The following is a 12,884-nucleotide window of genomic DNA, read 5'->3' on the forward strand; positions in this document are numbered from 1 at the left end:
GGTGCCGACCTGGCCAATCACGATACGGTTCGCGTCCGCAGTGCCGCCAGCAGGCCCGGCACCCCGAAGAACAGCAGGCTGAGGGTCGAGGGGTTCATGTCGATGGATCCGCGCTTGCGGGGATCTTCGCTCCAGTCCTGCACGTCGATGAGCTGTTCCAGGATCTTCAGGCCGGTCTCCAGGTAGCGGTGGTCGCCCGTCAGGCGATGAGCGTAGCCCAGGTGCCGGCAGAGGATGCCGCCGTAATGTTCCTTGAGTGGCCGGTCGGACGCGAAAGTGTCCGGAAAGCCGCAGAACCAGTCCACAGCCCGGCGGTAAGCCTCGGCAACGTCCTTCCTGCCGGTCATCCGGTGCATCAACTCCAGGCCGATCATCAGGTAATGGGTCTGGTAACCCTTCTGTTCCTCGTAGGGCAGGTCGCGGATCATGCGGGAGAACGGTCCGCCGAGACCCCTGAACTCGTCGTCGGTAAAGGGGTCGGCCGTACCCGTTTCAACGGCCAGCGTCGTGCCTTCCGTGGCCATGCCGTAGGGTAGTGGTTTCGGCAGCCGGTCCGGTGTCGCGACCTGGAATCGCTTGTGCCAGCTCCCGTCCTCGTTCTGGCCCCGGGCGACGATGGCATACACATCCTCGGCGCGACGCAGGAAGCGCTCTTCCCCGGTCGCTTCATACACATAGAGCAGTCCGCGCAACACATTGGCGATGGACCGCAGGCTGAAGCTGAAGGCGGAGTCTTCCGTCCACCTGTAACGCAGGAAGAACGCGCCGGCCTCGCGCAGGACTTCAAGGGTCCTGCCGTCGCCGGTGAGATGGTAGTGGTCGACCCAGTTGTCGACGAAGGTATGGGAAGCGCAGGGCTCGTCGCTGAAATGATCGACGCCGTGGCGGTAGCAGCCGCCGACCATGTACGGCCGGAAGGGATGCCAATGGCACGTATCCACGTCCATCGAATGACGGGTCATGGCCTCGGCCAGCGCGAAATACCGCGGATCAGTCGTGCGCTGGTACTGGATCCAGACCGCGTGGCGGGGGTCCCACTCGCTGTTGCACCAGCCCCAGCGGCCCTGGGACTTCCAGTCGTCTTCGGCCTCGTCCCACGTGGCCCGGACATCGCCGTAGTCCAGGTAACCGTACCAGCGTCCGAGTCGGATGTTACGCGCCAGCCAGTCCGCGAAACCCGTCATCATGCGCTCCGCGGATTGGATCATCTCCAGCGAGATTCGCGGCGTCTGCGCGGATTCCGGTCGCCGCTCCCGATCCGGATCCGACTCCGGTCGACGCTGCCGCTCCTGACGCGACTCCGACCGACTCTCCCGTGCCGGATTTGAAGCCGCCGGAATCCCCTGCCTGCCGGCGTCAACCAAAGTGGAAGCCGCGAAGCCTCCCGCGGCCCCGCATCGGTCCATCCACTCGGGCGAGACCGAAACGTGGGGCTGCGACAGGGCGCATTGAAGCGTTTCGACCGCCTCTTCGCGGCGATCTTCCTCGAAGTACAGGACGTAGCACTCGGTGGTTCTCGCTATACCGGTTCCGTCGGCATACACCCCTTCTCCCTCGTGCCAGGCGACCTCTTCAGCGTACCGGGCCAGCGAAAGGCGGCCGCCGTCCGGGTCGTGGCGCGCGTACACGGTCAACCGTCCCTCATCGGTCATTTCGATGGCGCGTGGGAACTCCTCGGCCATGTTCCGGCATGCGACGCCGACGCCGGACTTCCCGTCACTGAGGGTCGCCCAACCTTCGCACGCTTCATCTTCAGCGATGGTGCTTTCTAGCCCCGGCCGGCCGTGCATCACCCGCACCTGGTTATCCTCCTTCTGCGCGACGCGCAGACGCTCATCCTGATCGAGCGTTCCCGTAACGATCCCGTTCAGTCCGAAGGCGTAGTCCGGACTGAATCCGGTGAACGGGGTGGGGACGTCCAGGGCGAGGTCTTCGATTTCCACTTCCCGCGGATTGCAGGTGAAGACGTGAGTCTGGAGTATCCGCAGAAACGCCTGCCCGGCATAGGCGTGGATCCGGGTGATACACCGTACCGGCCGGTAGCCGCCGTAATGATGCATGGGGATGTCGGCTTCCAGCGCGCTCTCCAGCCGGATCACGGTGCGCAGCGGACCCCGTTCCTCGACGGCTACTGAATAGGAGTCACCGGCCAGCGATGCCCTGCACAGGCCGCCCGGACCGTACAGCCGACGTTTCAGTTCCCCGTCGGAAGCGCCCTCACTGATCCGTGCCCAGGCATCGCCTGCCCGGTCCCGGCCCCGGCCGAATTCCGCGCGGGCCGGCTCGCTGTGCTGAGCATCGCCGAGCGAGACGTCATGGTAGAGACGGTATCGATGGCGGTCGACCCTGAATCGCAGGACGCCCGTGTCCACGTGGAGATCGTTTTCGGTTTCTTCGACGCGTACGGAATGATATGTGTTGGGATTGCCGGTGGTGGTTTGCCTGGGTGCCGGCGCTTCATCGCCCGTATCATCCGTAAGTTGGTAGGACGCCCTCCCGGATGAGCCGGACTTCGCCTGGAAATCAACGAGCACCCACTTCATCGATCCGTCCGCCCAGCGACCGAGTACCCGGATCTGGGCCGGGACGCGGTCGCCATCGGGATCCACGACGACCAGACCTTCCGTCCCGCGCAGCATGCCCTCGGGAATGGGTACGCCTCGCGTAACCGGCCATTGCGCCGGGTGACGTTCCGGGCCATGGGAATACGAAAGGGGGATCGATATCATGCCGTTTGTGGGCATCGCTTGATCAGGATTTGCCTCATCCCTATATTCTGGCGCACCGAGACGCACCGAGACGCACCGAGACGCACTGAGACGCACTGAATACGGGAGGCCGTCGCGGTCAGTAAACCGGGTTACACTCGAATATAATCCAAGGAGAACGCCATGTCAGGCCCCGTCAAGTTGAAGTCCGTTGCCATAACCGGGAAGGCGCCCGGCCCGAAACTCCTCATACTCGGGGGTATACACGGCGACGAGTTCGAATCCATGTGGGCCATACGGCGGCTGAAGGAGGCCATGGATCCCGGTGAACTCCGCGGCACGGTCACCATGGTCCCCGTCGTCAACGAGGCGGCCTACTGGCGCGGCCGGCGCACCGCGGAGGACGGCCTGGATCTGGCCCGGACCTGCCCCGGCCGGGCAGACGGCACCATCACCGAACGGATCGCGCATGCGGTCAGCGCGATGATCCGCGAGGCCGACTACCTCATCGACCTGCACAGCGGCGGACTGATCTCGAGGTTCTACCCGACGGTGGGTTACATGCTGCACGCCGACGCCGACGTCCTGGCGCGGCAGCGAGAGATGGCCCGGGCTTTCAACATGCCGGTCGTCTGGGGAACCTACGCGGGACACGACGGCCGCACGCTCTCCATCGCCCGGGACGCCGGCGTTCCCGCGATTTATTCGGAATGGATGGGTGCGGGCGACTGCGACCCCGAGGGCGTCGACGGCTATTACGAAGGGTGCCTGAACGTCATGGGCGTACTGGGTATGATTGAACGCGACCAGCCGCCGTCGATCATACAGCACACGGTGGAAGACGACCGGGAAGGCGCGGGACACATCCAGCTGAACTACCCGGCGCCCTTTTCAGGTTTCTTCGAACCCTGGGTCGAACTGATGGGTCGCGTCGAGCCCGGTGATGGATTCGGGGTGGTTACCGACCTGCTGGGTGACCGGCGGGAGGAGATCGTTTCCACCCAGTCCGGCCACGTGCTGGTGCTGCGCACCTTCAACCGTGTCCACGAGGGCGAGACGATCGCGGCGGTGCTGGAGGTCTGAGCGATCAGATTAGAGGAGAGATTGAGTCAAACAGCCATCAATAGCTCAGTAAGGTTACGCCCTATAGTCGGGGGAGGCAGTTCCTTGTTTTCTTGCTGTGCGATCTCAAGCCATTCGTCGACGATTTGGCAGAGTTGGCGGTAAACTTCCGTTTCTTCGTCACCGTGGCAGCAGGGACCAATGATTCCAGGGCAATAGCCGATGTAACACTCATCCTCATTCGACCACTCGACGATTTTAATGTAGCGCGCGCTCGTTGTCATTTGAGCGACTCCTCGATGTTTCTCATTACCACCTTTTCCTGGTAGGGTTTGACGTCATCGCCCGGATTCCCTGAAACTACCACTCTCATCCCTCTAGGATGTTCGAAATTCCTGTGGTTACCTTTCCCGCCTCTGTCGATGAATCCAGCCTTTTCCAGGTCTCGGATTAGTTCCCTGATCTTTCTCGGCATGAGTGGAAACCAATTCTGTTGAGTAACGTAGCGTAGACTGCCGCCAGATGTCAATATCAATCCAAACGGCTTGAAATCGTGTTCCTAAGAGCGAATACCATTCGTCGTGCTTGACGCGTTACACATCGTGGTCATATCCTTAGTAGTCTGGATACAATGAAGATTCTCGACGGTCCTCCCTTGTTTTGCGGACTTGATTTCTGATTCGAACTGCGTTGGAATCGACTCATACTGGAAAACTCCATGATCCGTGACTCCTACTGGCTGGACATGCCCTACACGCCCTCCGATCCCCTGTCCGGGGACCTGGACGTGGACGTCGTCGTGATCGGCGGCGGCGTGACGGGGGTGACCGGCGCCCTGTTCCTGGCCGAGGGCGGCGCGCGCGTGGCGGTACTCGAGCGGCGGGAGATCGCTTCGGGCGCGACGGGCCGCAACGGGGGGTTCATGCTGGCCGGGACCCACGAGTACTACGCCGAGGCCGTGGAGGAACTGACGGACCTGTACGGCCCGGACGGCAGGAGGCTGGCCCGGGAGGCGTGGACGATCGCCCTCGAGAACCACGATCTGATGGCCGGTCTCATGAAGAAGTACGACATACAATGCGACTACTACCGGCACGGCAGTTTCGTGATCGCGATGAAACGGCCGGACCGCGGTTCTCACAGGAATCCGCTGGAACGCATCGCCCAGTCGTACCGCCTTCTCCAGGAGGATGGGTTCGAAGTGGCCTACCTGGACGAGGAGGAACTCTACGAGATCAAGCGTAGCCCGCTCCTGGCAGGCGCCTTCTGGAACAAGTTCGACGGCGAACTCCATCCGGTCAAATACGTGCGAGGTCTCGCGGCCGCCGCGGGGGGGCTGGGCGTCCGGTTCTTCGAAAACACGGCCGTCACCGGGGTCGAGCGGAAAGACCGCGGACTGCTCGTGCATACGCCCGGTGGAAGGATCCGGACACAGCAGGTGCTCCTCGGGATGAACGCCTACACGCCGCAACTCGATGCGCGGTACGAGCGGCGCATCATCCCCCACCGGGGGCAGGTCTTCACGACGGAACCCGTCTCCGAGCGGCTGTTCAACGGCGTCTTCTACGCCAACGATGGCTGGGAATTCTGGCGGCAGCTGCACGACGGGCCCGGGGAGGGCGGCCGACTGCTGTTCGGCGGGGGCCGGAATCACCACATCCGCGCCGAGCGGGGATTCCACTTCCTGCGGCGCCGAAGCCGGCCGGGCCAGCCGGTCCGGACGTACCGGGGGTACAAGGAGCGTCCCACGCGGGCGGTTCAGCGGACGAACGACCGGGCATTCAACAGCGCCTTCCCGCACCTGGCCAATCTCGGCCGCTCCCACCGCTGGGGCGGCGTCATGGGCTTCTCCTACGACAGCAGCCCCTTCGTCGGCGAGACGGAAACGCCGGGCGTACACATCGTCGCCGGATTCACGGGCCGGGGCAATGCCTACGCCACGGTGGCGGCGCGCATGCTCAGCGACCGGTTGCTGGGCAGGCCCCCAACCCTGGAACGCCGGTTCGAGACGGTGAAGCGGGTTTTCGATCCTTTGCGCGGAGGGATCGACGCGGAAAACCGGCGCCGGTAAGCCCCGTCCGGGTATCAGCGTAAGCCCGCCTATGCGAACTGGTGGAAGTGCCGGGTCATGCGCCGTTCAACCTGCCTGAGCAGGATGGAGAGGGACAGGCAGAGCAGGAAGTACACGAAGGCCACCAGCAGCCACACCTCGAAGAGCAGCCCGCTCGAATTGGCGATTTCCGAACCGACGAAGGTCAGTTCCTGGACGGAGATGAGGGAGACGATGGACGAATCCTTCACCAGGGAGATGTACTGGCCCGTCAGCGGCGGCGCGATGCGGGCCAGTGCCTGGGGAAAGATGACGAACCGGTAGCGGTCCAGGACCGGTATACCCAGGCTTTCCCCGGCCTCCCACTGGCCGCGGGGAATGGCGGCCAGGCCTGCCCGGACGACTTCGGCGATGTACGCGGCGCTGATGGAGGATATGCACAGCACGCCGGAGACCAGGTTCTCCCAGAGCGCCGGGGGGCCGAAGAGGAAGCGCTGCCATCCCGATGCTTCCTCCGCGGGCCGGCTGAACAGGGCGTCCAGGCCCAGCAGGGGCATCAACTGGCTGCTGATGAAGAAGTAGAAGATGAAGATGAACACCAGGGGCGGGATGTTGCGCAGGATCTGGATGTAGGTCCCGCAGAACATGCGCAGCGTGCGCCCCCCTGCGTACCTGCCCACACCGATCAGCACGCCCAGTATGCTGGCCAATACCGCCCCCCAGAGACTGAGCCGCAGGGTCGCGTAGATCCCCGTCAGGAAAAAGGGCGTTTCGCCAGCGTCGCCGGTGGCAAAGACGGTCGAAAGCGCCTGGGGCCAGTCCCAGCGGTACGCTACGCCGATGGCCGAACGGTACCACATCCAGCCGGCCGCCGCGACCAATCCCACCAGCAGGATCCCGTCCAGCCGATTGAACCGGAACCGGCTTTTCCTTTGACCGATCATCGACATCATGCACCCGCCCTTCGCCGTTCGGCCATGGCCGCCGCGGTGGAAAGGGCAAGGGTCACGGCCAGGTAGATCGCGGCCACGGTCAGCCAGATCTCGAAGGTCAGGAAGGTGTCCGCGATGAGGTTCCGGCCCTGCGTGGTGAGGTCGAAGATGGCGATGACGCTGACGATCGAGGAGTTCTTCACGAGCGATACCGCCTCGTTGGTGAGCGGCGGCAGCATGTTCCGGAGCACCTGCGGCAGGATGACGTACCGGTAGTTGTCAAGGCGCGTCAGTCCCAGGCTCTCCCCCGCCTCGACCTGCCCTCTTGGTATGGCCCGCAGGCCGGCCCGGAAGATCTCGGACGTGTACGCGCCCTGGAACGCGGCGAGGCACGCGATCGCCGTCGTGGTCTGTCCCCAGCCGAGGATCGGGCCGAGGACGAAGTACATCACGTAGAGCTGGATCAGCAGGGGGGTGTTGCGGATCAGTTCCAGGTACCCGCGGGCGAGTCCGCGCCCCACCACGGAGGAAGACAGCCGCAGGAGCGCGGTCGCGAGCCCGATGACGAGGGTCAGGATGAGGCTGAGGACGGATATTTCGAGGGTGACGAAGAGGCCCTGGATCAGCGGGCCGGCGGCCCAGGCGCCGTTATCGGACGTGAACAGGAAGTCGTCCACCCGGTACCACTGCCACCGGTAGTTGATGTTCTCGGCGCCGCGCATGACCGCGAAGACGAGGATGCCTGCGATGGCCGCCGGCTGGATCCAGTTCGACAGTGCACGCCTGACCCACGGCCTGCGGAATGGCCCGATCACGCCGAAGCCTCGTAGTGGAGGATCTGGTTGAGGAAGGCCCGGGTCCGTTCTTCCCTGGGCGCGTCGAAGAAGACGTCCGGCGCGGCGCTTTCGACGATCTCGCCGTGGTCCATGAAGACGACCCGGTCGGACACCTTGCGGGCGAAACCCATTTCGTGGGTCACGCAGACCATGGTGATGCCGCTGTCCGTGAGTTCGAAGATCACGTCGAGGACCTCCCGGATCATCTCCGGGTCGAGGGAGGACGTGGGTTCGTCGAAGAGCAGGATATCGGGCTGCATGCACAGCGCCCGGGCGATCGCCACGCGTTGCTGCTGCCCGCCGGAGAGCTGGTCGGGGTACTTTTCGGCCTGGTCCCCGATGTGCACGCGCTCGAGATAGGACAGGGCGGTTTCCTCCGCCTTTTCCTTATCCATCCCGAGGTTGCGCATGGGGGCGAGGGCCAGGTTTCGCAAGACGGTCATGTGGGGGAACAGGTTGAAGCTCTGGAAGACCATGCCGATCCTGCCGCGCAGTTCGCGGGGGAGCCGCTCGCCCGGTCCCAGCGGGACGCCGTGGACCCGGACCGCGCCCTGGTCGTGGGTTTCCAGCCGGTTGATGCAGCGGATCAGCGTGGACTTGCCGGATCCCGACGGACCGCAGATGACGACGCACTCGCCTTCACCGATGCTGAGATCCACGTCCCGGAGCACCTGGAAAGTCCCGAACCACTTGCTTACGTCTTCAAACGCGATAATGGATGGGGTATCGCCAGACACTGCTCAGGTGCCCTCGATCATCGCCTTCATCCTGGCAGCGACCCAGTCGACCGCCACGTCGATCATGCCCTGTCCCTTCACGGCGTCGGCGAGTTTGGCTTCGTGGTGGAATTCCCGGTCCTGGGCGGCCCGGTCGGCCTCGGAGATGGTCAGCCTGGCCGAATCGTAGTCGACGCCCTCCCAGTGGACGTGCCGGGGGAAGGCCGCGTAGGCGAAGGAGGTCTCGAACTCGCTGGCGTGGCCGGGACAGTTGTTCGAGTCCATGTACTTCCGGACGATTTCCGGGGTATAGGCTTCCCAGTAGCTGCAGAAGGTGAAATCGACCCCCAGGCGGGAACGGATGTCCTCCAGCGCGGCGTTGACGGGACCGGCGTTCCCGGCGTGGCCGTTGACGGCCAGGATATGGCTGATCCCGCCCCGTTTCATGCTGTCGGCCACGTCGTAGAGGAGTTCCGTGAAGATCTCGGGCCGGGTCGTCAACGTACCCTTGTGGTCCATCCAGTGCTCCGACACGCCGATGGCCAGCGGCGTGGTGACCACGACCTCCGGATAGAGCGCCTGCGCGGCGCGTTCGGACACGTGGACGGCGCTGGCGGTGTCGTGGGACATTTCAAGGTGCTCGTTGTGCTGTTCCGTGCTGCCCGTGGGAATGATCGCTCCCTTGAGGTTGCCGTCGCAGATCCCTTCTCGGAACTGCCTGCGAGTCATTTTCCAGAGTTGTACGGGACGATCCTGGGGTAGGGCGTCGGACATGTAAGACTCCTGACTGGTTGGCTGTTGATCGCGGTGGGTCTCGCTGGATGATCGGCGCGGGCACGGTCTTTCTCGCTTATTCGTAATCCTCCCGGGGCGGGCTGAAAATGTCCAGGGCGACGGATTTGGTCATGACTTCGGTCACGCCGTGCTGGACCCCGCCTGGAATCACGTACTTGTCGCCCGGCCGGATGGTCCGGCTTTCCCCGCCGATGACCATGACGAATTCACCTTCCAGCACGACGCCCAGCTGTTCATGGGGATGGTCGTGCATGGGCACCTGCGATCCCGGCGAGAGCGTTACGAAGGACATCTGGGCCCGTTCGCCTCCAGCCACGGCGATGCTGACGCCCGGGGCGATGGACTTTTTGGACATTTTTTCCTCTTCGACGAAATACATATGCTCCTCCATTGCTCCTCCGGCTGTGGGCGGGATGCCCGGTGAAAACGGTCGTGCGCAATCGGGTCGGGCGAGGCCGCCACGCCGTCCCGACCACGCCGCCACGCCGTCCTGACTAGGCCGCCCCGGCGTACACGGCACTCGCCGCCGCCACGCCGCTCCCGGCGACTTCGTGGCCTCCCGCGCGCAGGGCCTGTTCGAGAGCGCCCAGGCAAAGAATGACGTGATCGCGCTGCGAGGACTGGCCCATGAGCCCCACGCGCCAGGCCCTGCCCTTCAACGGACCGAGGCCGCCGCCGAGTTCGAGTCCGTAATCTTTCAGCAGGCGGCTCCGCACGCCGGCCTCGTCGATCCCTTCCGGGGTCAGAACGGGGTTGATGGTCGGGGCGCGGTGCGGCGGGTCGACGAAGAACGCGAGCCCCATGGCGTCGATCCCCGCCCTGAACGCTTCGTAGTTGGCGGCATGCCGTTGGTGGCCGTTCTCCAATCCCTCCTCGTGGATGAGCACGAGGGCTTCCCGCAAGGCGTAGAACAGGCTCACCGGCGCGGTATGGTGATAGGTCCGGTCGCCGTCCCAGTACGCGTTGATCAGGGCAAGATCCATGTACCAACTGCCAACCGGTGTCTTGCGGGCGGCGATGGCCTCGAGCGCGCGGACATTGAGCGTAAGGGGCGCCAGGCCAGGCGGGGCGCTCAGGCATTTCTGGCTGCCGGTATAGCAGATGTCGATGCCCCATTCGTCGACTTTGACGGGTGTTCCGCCCAGGGAGGCCACGGTATCGACCAGGACGAGGGCGCCGTGCGCGTGGATGACGGGGATGATCTCCTCGAGGGGTTGCAGCACGCCCGTGGACGTTTCCGCGTGTACGAGGCCCACGACCTTGGGACGGCATCCATCCAGCGCCTGCCGGACCTGTTCCGGCGTGAAAGGCCGCCCCGGTTCGCCTTCGAGACGTATCAACCTCCCGCCGTGGCGCTCGGCCATCTGGGCCATGCGGTCTCCGAAGACGCCGCCCACGCAGATGAGTACCTCGTCACCCGGCTCCACGAGATTGCAGATGCAGGTCTCCATGCCGGCGGAACCCGTGGCGGAGATCGCCAGCGTCATGGCGTTTTCGGTCTGGAACACGTACCGCAGGAGCGCCTTGGTATCGTCCATGACCCCGATGAAATACGGGTCCAGGTGGCCGGTCAGCGGAGCCCCCATGGCCTGGTAGACCCTGGGATGCATGTCGCTCGGACCGGGCCCCATGAGGACGCGTCGGCCGGGGTCCAGGGGTACGAATGAATCATGATGCGGGGGCATGCGTTGGCGTTCCCTTCGAATATAGGTATGTCTTAGGGAATACAGGTATGTCTTTCGGAGCGCATGCTGACCGGGATTTATACGTCAGCGTGTCTGAATGAGGGTCCTGACCGTCCAGGCGTCGACAAAACCTCTGTTTCTCAGCCAGTCGCGCAAGATGTCGGCATCGGCCTTTTCCTTGAAGTCGCCCACGCGCACCTTGAAGCCGTTGGATTCTTCATCCACGTAGATGCCATACGACCATTCCGTCAGCGTTCGCTCCACCTGTTGTAGCGCGGCTTCGGCCGCTTCTCGTCTCGTAAACGAAAAAAGCTGGACTCTGTATCCCAGGGTGGGTTCCGCTGCCGTGGGGGGGACGGGGGAGTCGGAAGTCGATTCGGCCGGATCACCGATCAACGCCTCATCGGATCGAGACGCGTCGTCTTCGCGCTCTTGCGCTTCGGGTTGAGGAACAGGAGGTGCCGCGGCGGGTGCCCGCTTCCCGAGCAGCCACGAGCAACCCGTCGCATTCAAGCCGAACAGGAGACACAAAACCATCGTCGCAACCTGGAACGGCTTTTTAAAAGGAGAGTCATACCGCATGATCAGTACCCATATCGGTAACGGTGCCTGGCGGAAGGGCATTGGTCTAGGCAACGGTTAGTATAGGAGCCGGTCACAGAGGTGTCAATCAAATTGGTCACAACAAAAGAGGATTCCGGAAATCCCGGAATCCTCTTGAAAACCACAAGTTTCACGATCGACCGACCACCGCCGGGATCCATCCCCGGTACCTACATGCCTTCTCCCGAGGTGATCAGATCCATCTTCGTCTTCTGGTGTTCTTCTCCCTTGGTAAACAACTCCATCTTCCTGGCCTCGTCCGTTTCGATACTGGCCAGTCCAGCGTAGGCATCGCCGAGTACATCGTGGGCTTCGATACTCTTCGGCTCTAACACCAGCAGCTTGTTCATGCTTTCGACAGCACCATTGAACGCCGCCGAGGCCGCTTCCACGTTTCCGGCATCCCGGTCGGACAATCCTTTGTTGTAGTAGTTGATCCCCAGGTATCGCAGCAGATCCTGGGCCTCCGGAAGGGCGGCGGTTCCCTTTTCCAGTACTTCGATCGCCTTTTCCAGGTTATTCTTGGAGGAATGGATGGAACCGAGGTCCCGGTACATCGACTTTTCTTCCGGAAACGCTTCGATCGCCCGCTCGTACGTGGTGATCACGCCGGCCGTGTCGGCGACTTCGAAGTAGGCGTTGCGCATGATGAGATAGGTGTTGATATCGACCTCTTCCGACAGTTCGATGACCCTGTCGCAGGCCATGATCGCCTTGTCCCAGACCTGGGTGTTGAAGTACACGTTGATCAGGCCGTCCCAGGCTTCGAACCTGTCCGGATCCGCTTCGGTGAGCTTCTCGAGGGCCATCCTGGAACTTTCATAATCTTCCGAGTTCAGGGCGGCGTAGCCCCAGTACAGGTACCCCTGTTGCTTGGCGGCTTCCAGGTTGTCCGCTTCCTCGGCCTCGTTCTTCTTGCCGATGGAGCGCAATATGTCCTGGAGCAACGAGGTCGCGTTGACGGAGCGGTCGTAGAATTGGGCGGCGTCCGCGTACTTCCCCTGTTCATAGTTTTGCTGGCCCGTCTGGTAGTTCGTGCGGATCATGGTGCCCAGGGTGTTTCTGAACTGTTCCTTGTCCTTCTTGTCCAGATCATTGAAGGTCACCGCATTCCAGTTCTGGAACATCGTGTCGAAATTTCCCCGGTAGTAATGAATGAGCCCGAGGAGATAGTGGGCGTCGTTGTTGCCCGGGTCTTTCTCCAGGGCGGTCTCGAGCAGCGCCAGGGCCTTGTCCCACTGCGGCGGCGTTTCTCGGATGTAGATCTTCGCGGAACGAAGCTCGATTTTCTGCGCGTCGGCGGCGACCGGTATCAACAGGGCGAAGCCGAGGGCAAACAATACGCCGATGGAAACCTTTCTTAAGAACATTACGGACTCCTTTCGACAGGTACGTCCATGACACTGATTCGCGGCCTGCCATGGTTTTGAATCTTCATGATCGCGTCCGGTGGATCGGATGTAGAGAATCTTCTAAAATAAAGTGATTCGCACCTGT

The 12,884-nt window shown here is 62.9% G+C and carries 13 protein-coding genes; 2 read left to right on the plus strand and 11 right to left on the minus strand.

The window, feature by feature from the left end:
• Positions 1-17 precede the first annotated feature (17 nt).
• Entirely contained in the window at positions 18-2,744 is a 2,727-nt protein-coding gene (locus F4Y38_08450; GenBank protein ID MXY49316.1) for a hypothetical protein, read from the minus strand.
• 147 nt (positions 2,745-2,891) lie between these two features.
• Here F4Y38_08450 and F4Y38_08455 point away from each other — a divergent pair, with 147 nt between their 5' ends.
• Positions 2,892-3,791 carry a succinylglutamate desuccinylase gene (locus F4Y38_08455; GenBank protein ID MXY49317.1) on the plus strand — a complete coding sequence of 300 codons (900 nt, stop codon included), beginning with the start codon at positions 2,892-2,894 and terminating at the stop codon, positions 3,789-3,791.
• A gap of 26 nt (positions 3,792-3,817) precedes the next feature.
• Here the strand turns inward: F4Y38_08455 and F4Y38_08460 are convergent, their stop codons facing one another.
• Both F4Y38_08460 and F4Y38_08465 read right to left on the minus strand, forming a co-directional pair.
• On the minus strand, positions 3,818-4,054 hold the full coding sequence (locus F4Y38_08460; protein ID MXY49318.1) for a hypothetical protein: 237 nt from the start codon (positions 4,052-4,054) through the stop codon (positions 3,818-3,820).
• On the minus strand, positions 4,051-4,245 hold the full coding sequence (locus F4Y38_08465; protein ID MXY49319.1) for an addiction module toxin, HicA family: 195 nt from the start codon (positions 4,243-4,245) through the stop codon (positions 4,051-4,053). Before F4Y38_08465 ends, F4Y38_08460 begins: the two co-directional genes overlap by 4 nt.
• A 243-nt stretch (positions 4,246-4,488) precedes the next feature.
• Between F4Y38_08465 and F4Y38_08470 the strand changes: the two genes are divergently transcribed.
• Positions 4,489-5,841 carry an FAD-binding oxidoreductase gene (locus tag F4Y38_08470; protein ID MXY49320.1) on the plus strand — a complete coding sequence of 451 codons (1,353 nt, stop codon included), beginning with the start codon at positions 4,489-4,491 and terminating at the stop codon, positions 5,839-5,841.
• Between the two features lie 29 nt (positions 5,842-5,870).
• Here F4Y38_08470 and F4Y38_08475 read toward each other — a convergent pair whose 3' ends face one another.
• The 8 genes from F4Y38_08475 to F4Y38_08510 form a co-directional block, all read right to left on the minus strand.
• Positions 5,871-6,770, minus strand: coding sequence for an amino acid ABC transporter permease (locus tag F4Y38_08475; protein ID MXY49321.1), 900 nt, complete (start codon positions 6,768-6,770; stop codon positions 5,871-5,873).
• Entirely contained in the window at positions 6,770-7,474 is a 705-nt protein-coding gene (locus F4Y38_08480; GenBank protein ID MXY49322.1) for an amino acid ABC transporter permease, read from the minus strand. The genes F4Y38_08475 and F4Y38_08480 overlap by 1 nt, the downstream gene beginning before the upstream one ends.
• Before the next feature lie 89 nt (positions 7,475-7,563).
• Complete coding sequence (locus F4Y38_08485; protein ID MXY49323.1) at positions 7,564-8,304, minus strand: amino acid ABC transporter ATP-binding protein; 741 nt, start codon at positions 8,302-8,304, stop codon at positions 7,564-7,566.
• A gap of 24 nt (positions 8,305-8,328) precedes the next feature.
• Positions 8,329-9,078: a hypothetical protein gene (locus F4Y38_08490; protein MXY49324.1), complete on the minus strand. Its 750-nt coding sequence runs from the start codon at positions 9,076-9,078 to the stop codon at positions 8,329-8,331.
• A 76-nt stretch (positions 9,079-9,154) separates the two neighbouring features.
• Positions 9,155-9,490, minus strand: coding sequence for a cupin domain-containing protein (locus F4Y38_08495; protein MXY49325.1), 336 nt, complete (start codon positions 9,488-9,490; stop codon positions 9,155-9,157).
• A gap of 103 nt (positions 9,491-9,593) precedes the next feature.
• A complete protein-coding gene (locus tag F4Y38_08500; protein MXY49326.1) occupies positions 9,594-10,784 on the minus strand; it encodes an alanine--glyoxylate aminotransferase family protein in 1,191 nt (396 codons plus the stop codon).
• A gap of 84 nt (positions 10,785-10,868) precedes the next feature.
• Positions 10,869-11,408, minus strand: a complete 540-nt coding sequence (locus F4Y38_08505; GenBank protein MXY49327.1) for an SPOR domain-containing protein — start codon at positions 11,406-11,408, stop codon at positions 10,869-10,871.
• A 149-nt stretch (positions 11,409-11,557) separates the two neighbouring features.
• Entirely contained in the window at positions 11,558-12,757 is a 1,200-nt protein-coding gene (locus F4Y38_08510; protein MXY49328.1) for a tetratricopeptide repeat protein, read from the minus strand.
• Between the last annotated feature and the right edge of the window lie 127 nt (positions 12,758-12,884).

The sequence above is a fragment of the Gemmatimonadota bacterium genome, from assembly GCA_009838645.1.
Taxonomy (GTDB): Bacteria; JAAXHH01; JAAXHH01; order JAAXHH01; family JAAXHH01; genus JAAXHH01.

What these genes read in the sequence shown, in the direction of transcription:
- F4Y38_08450 (MXY49316.1), bottom strand. Translation starts at nt 2,744, where the DNA reads ATGCCCACAAACGGCATGATATCGATCCCCCTTTCGTATTCCCATGGC.
- F4Y38_08455 (MXY49317.1), top strand. Translation starts at nt 2,892, where the DNA reads ATGTCAGGCCCCGTCAAGTTGAAGTCCGTTGCCATAACCGGGAAGGCG.
- F4Y38_08460 (MXY49318.1), bottom strand. Translation starts at nt 4,054, where the DNA reads ATGACAACGAGCGCGCGCTACATTAAAATCGTCGAGTGGTCGAATGAG.
- F4Y38_08465 (MXY49319.1), bottom strand. Translation starts at nt 4,245, where the DNA reads ATGCCGAGAAAGATCAGGGAACTAATCCGAGACCTGGAAAAGGCTGGA.
- F4Y38_08470 (MXY49320.1), top strand. Translation starts at nt 4,489, where the DNA reads ATGATCCGTGACTCCTACTGGCTGGACATGCCCTACACGCCCTCCGAT.
- F4Y38_08475 (MXY49321.1), bottom strand. Translation starts at nt 6,770, where the DNA reads ATGTCGATGATCGGTCAAAGGAAAAGCCGGTTCCGGTTCAATCGGCTG.
- F4Y38_08480 (MXY49322.1), bottom strand. Translation starts at nt 7,474, where the DNA reads ATGCGCGGCGCCGAGAACATCAACTACCGGTGGCAGTGGTACCGGGTG.
- F4Y38_08490 (MXY49324.1), bottom strand. Translation starts at nt 9,078, where the DNA reads ATGTCCGACGCCCTACCCCAGGATCGTCCCGTACAACTCTGGAAAATG.
- F4Y38_08495 (MXY49325.1), bottom strand. Translation starts at nt 9,490, where the DNA reads ATGGAGGAGCATATGTATTTCGTCGAAGAGGAAAAAATGTCCAAAAAG.
- F4Y38_08500 (MXY49326.1), bottom strand. Translation starts at nt 10,784, where the DNA reads ATGCCCCCGCATCATGATTCATTCGTACCCCTGGACCCCGGCCGACGC.
- F4Y38_08505 (MXY49327.1), bottom strand. Translation starts at nt 11,408, where the DNA reads ATGCCCTTCCGCCAGGCACCGTTACCGATATGGGTACTGATCATGCGG.
- F4Y38_08510 (MXY49328.1), bottom strand. Translation starts at nt 12,757, where the DNA reads ATGTTCTTAAGAAAGGTTTCCATCGGCGTATTGTTTGCCCTCGGCTTC.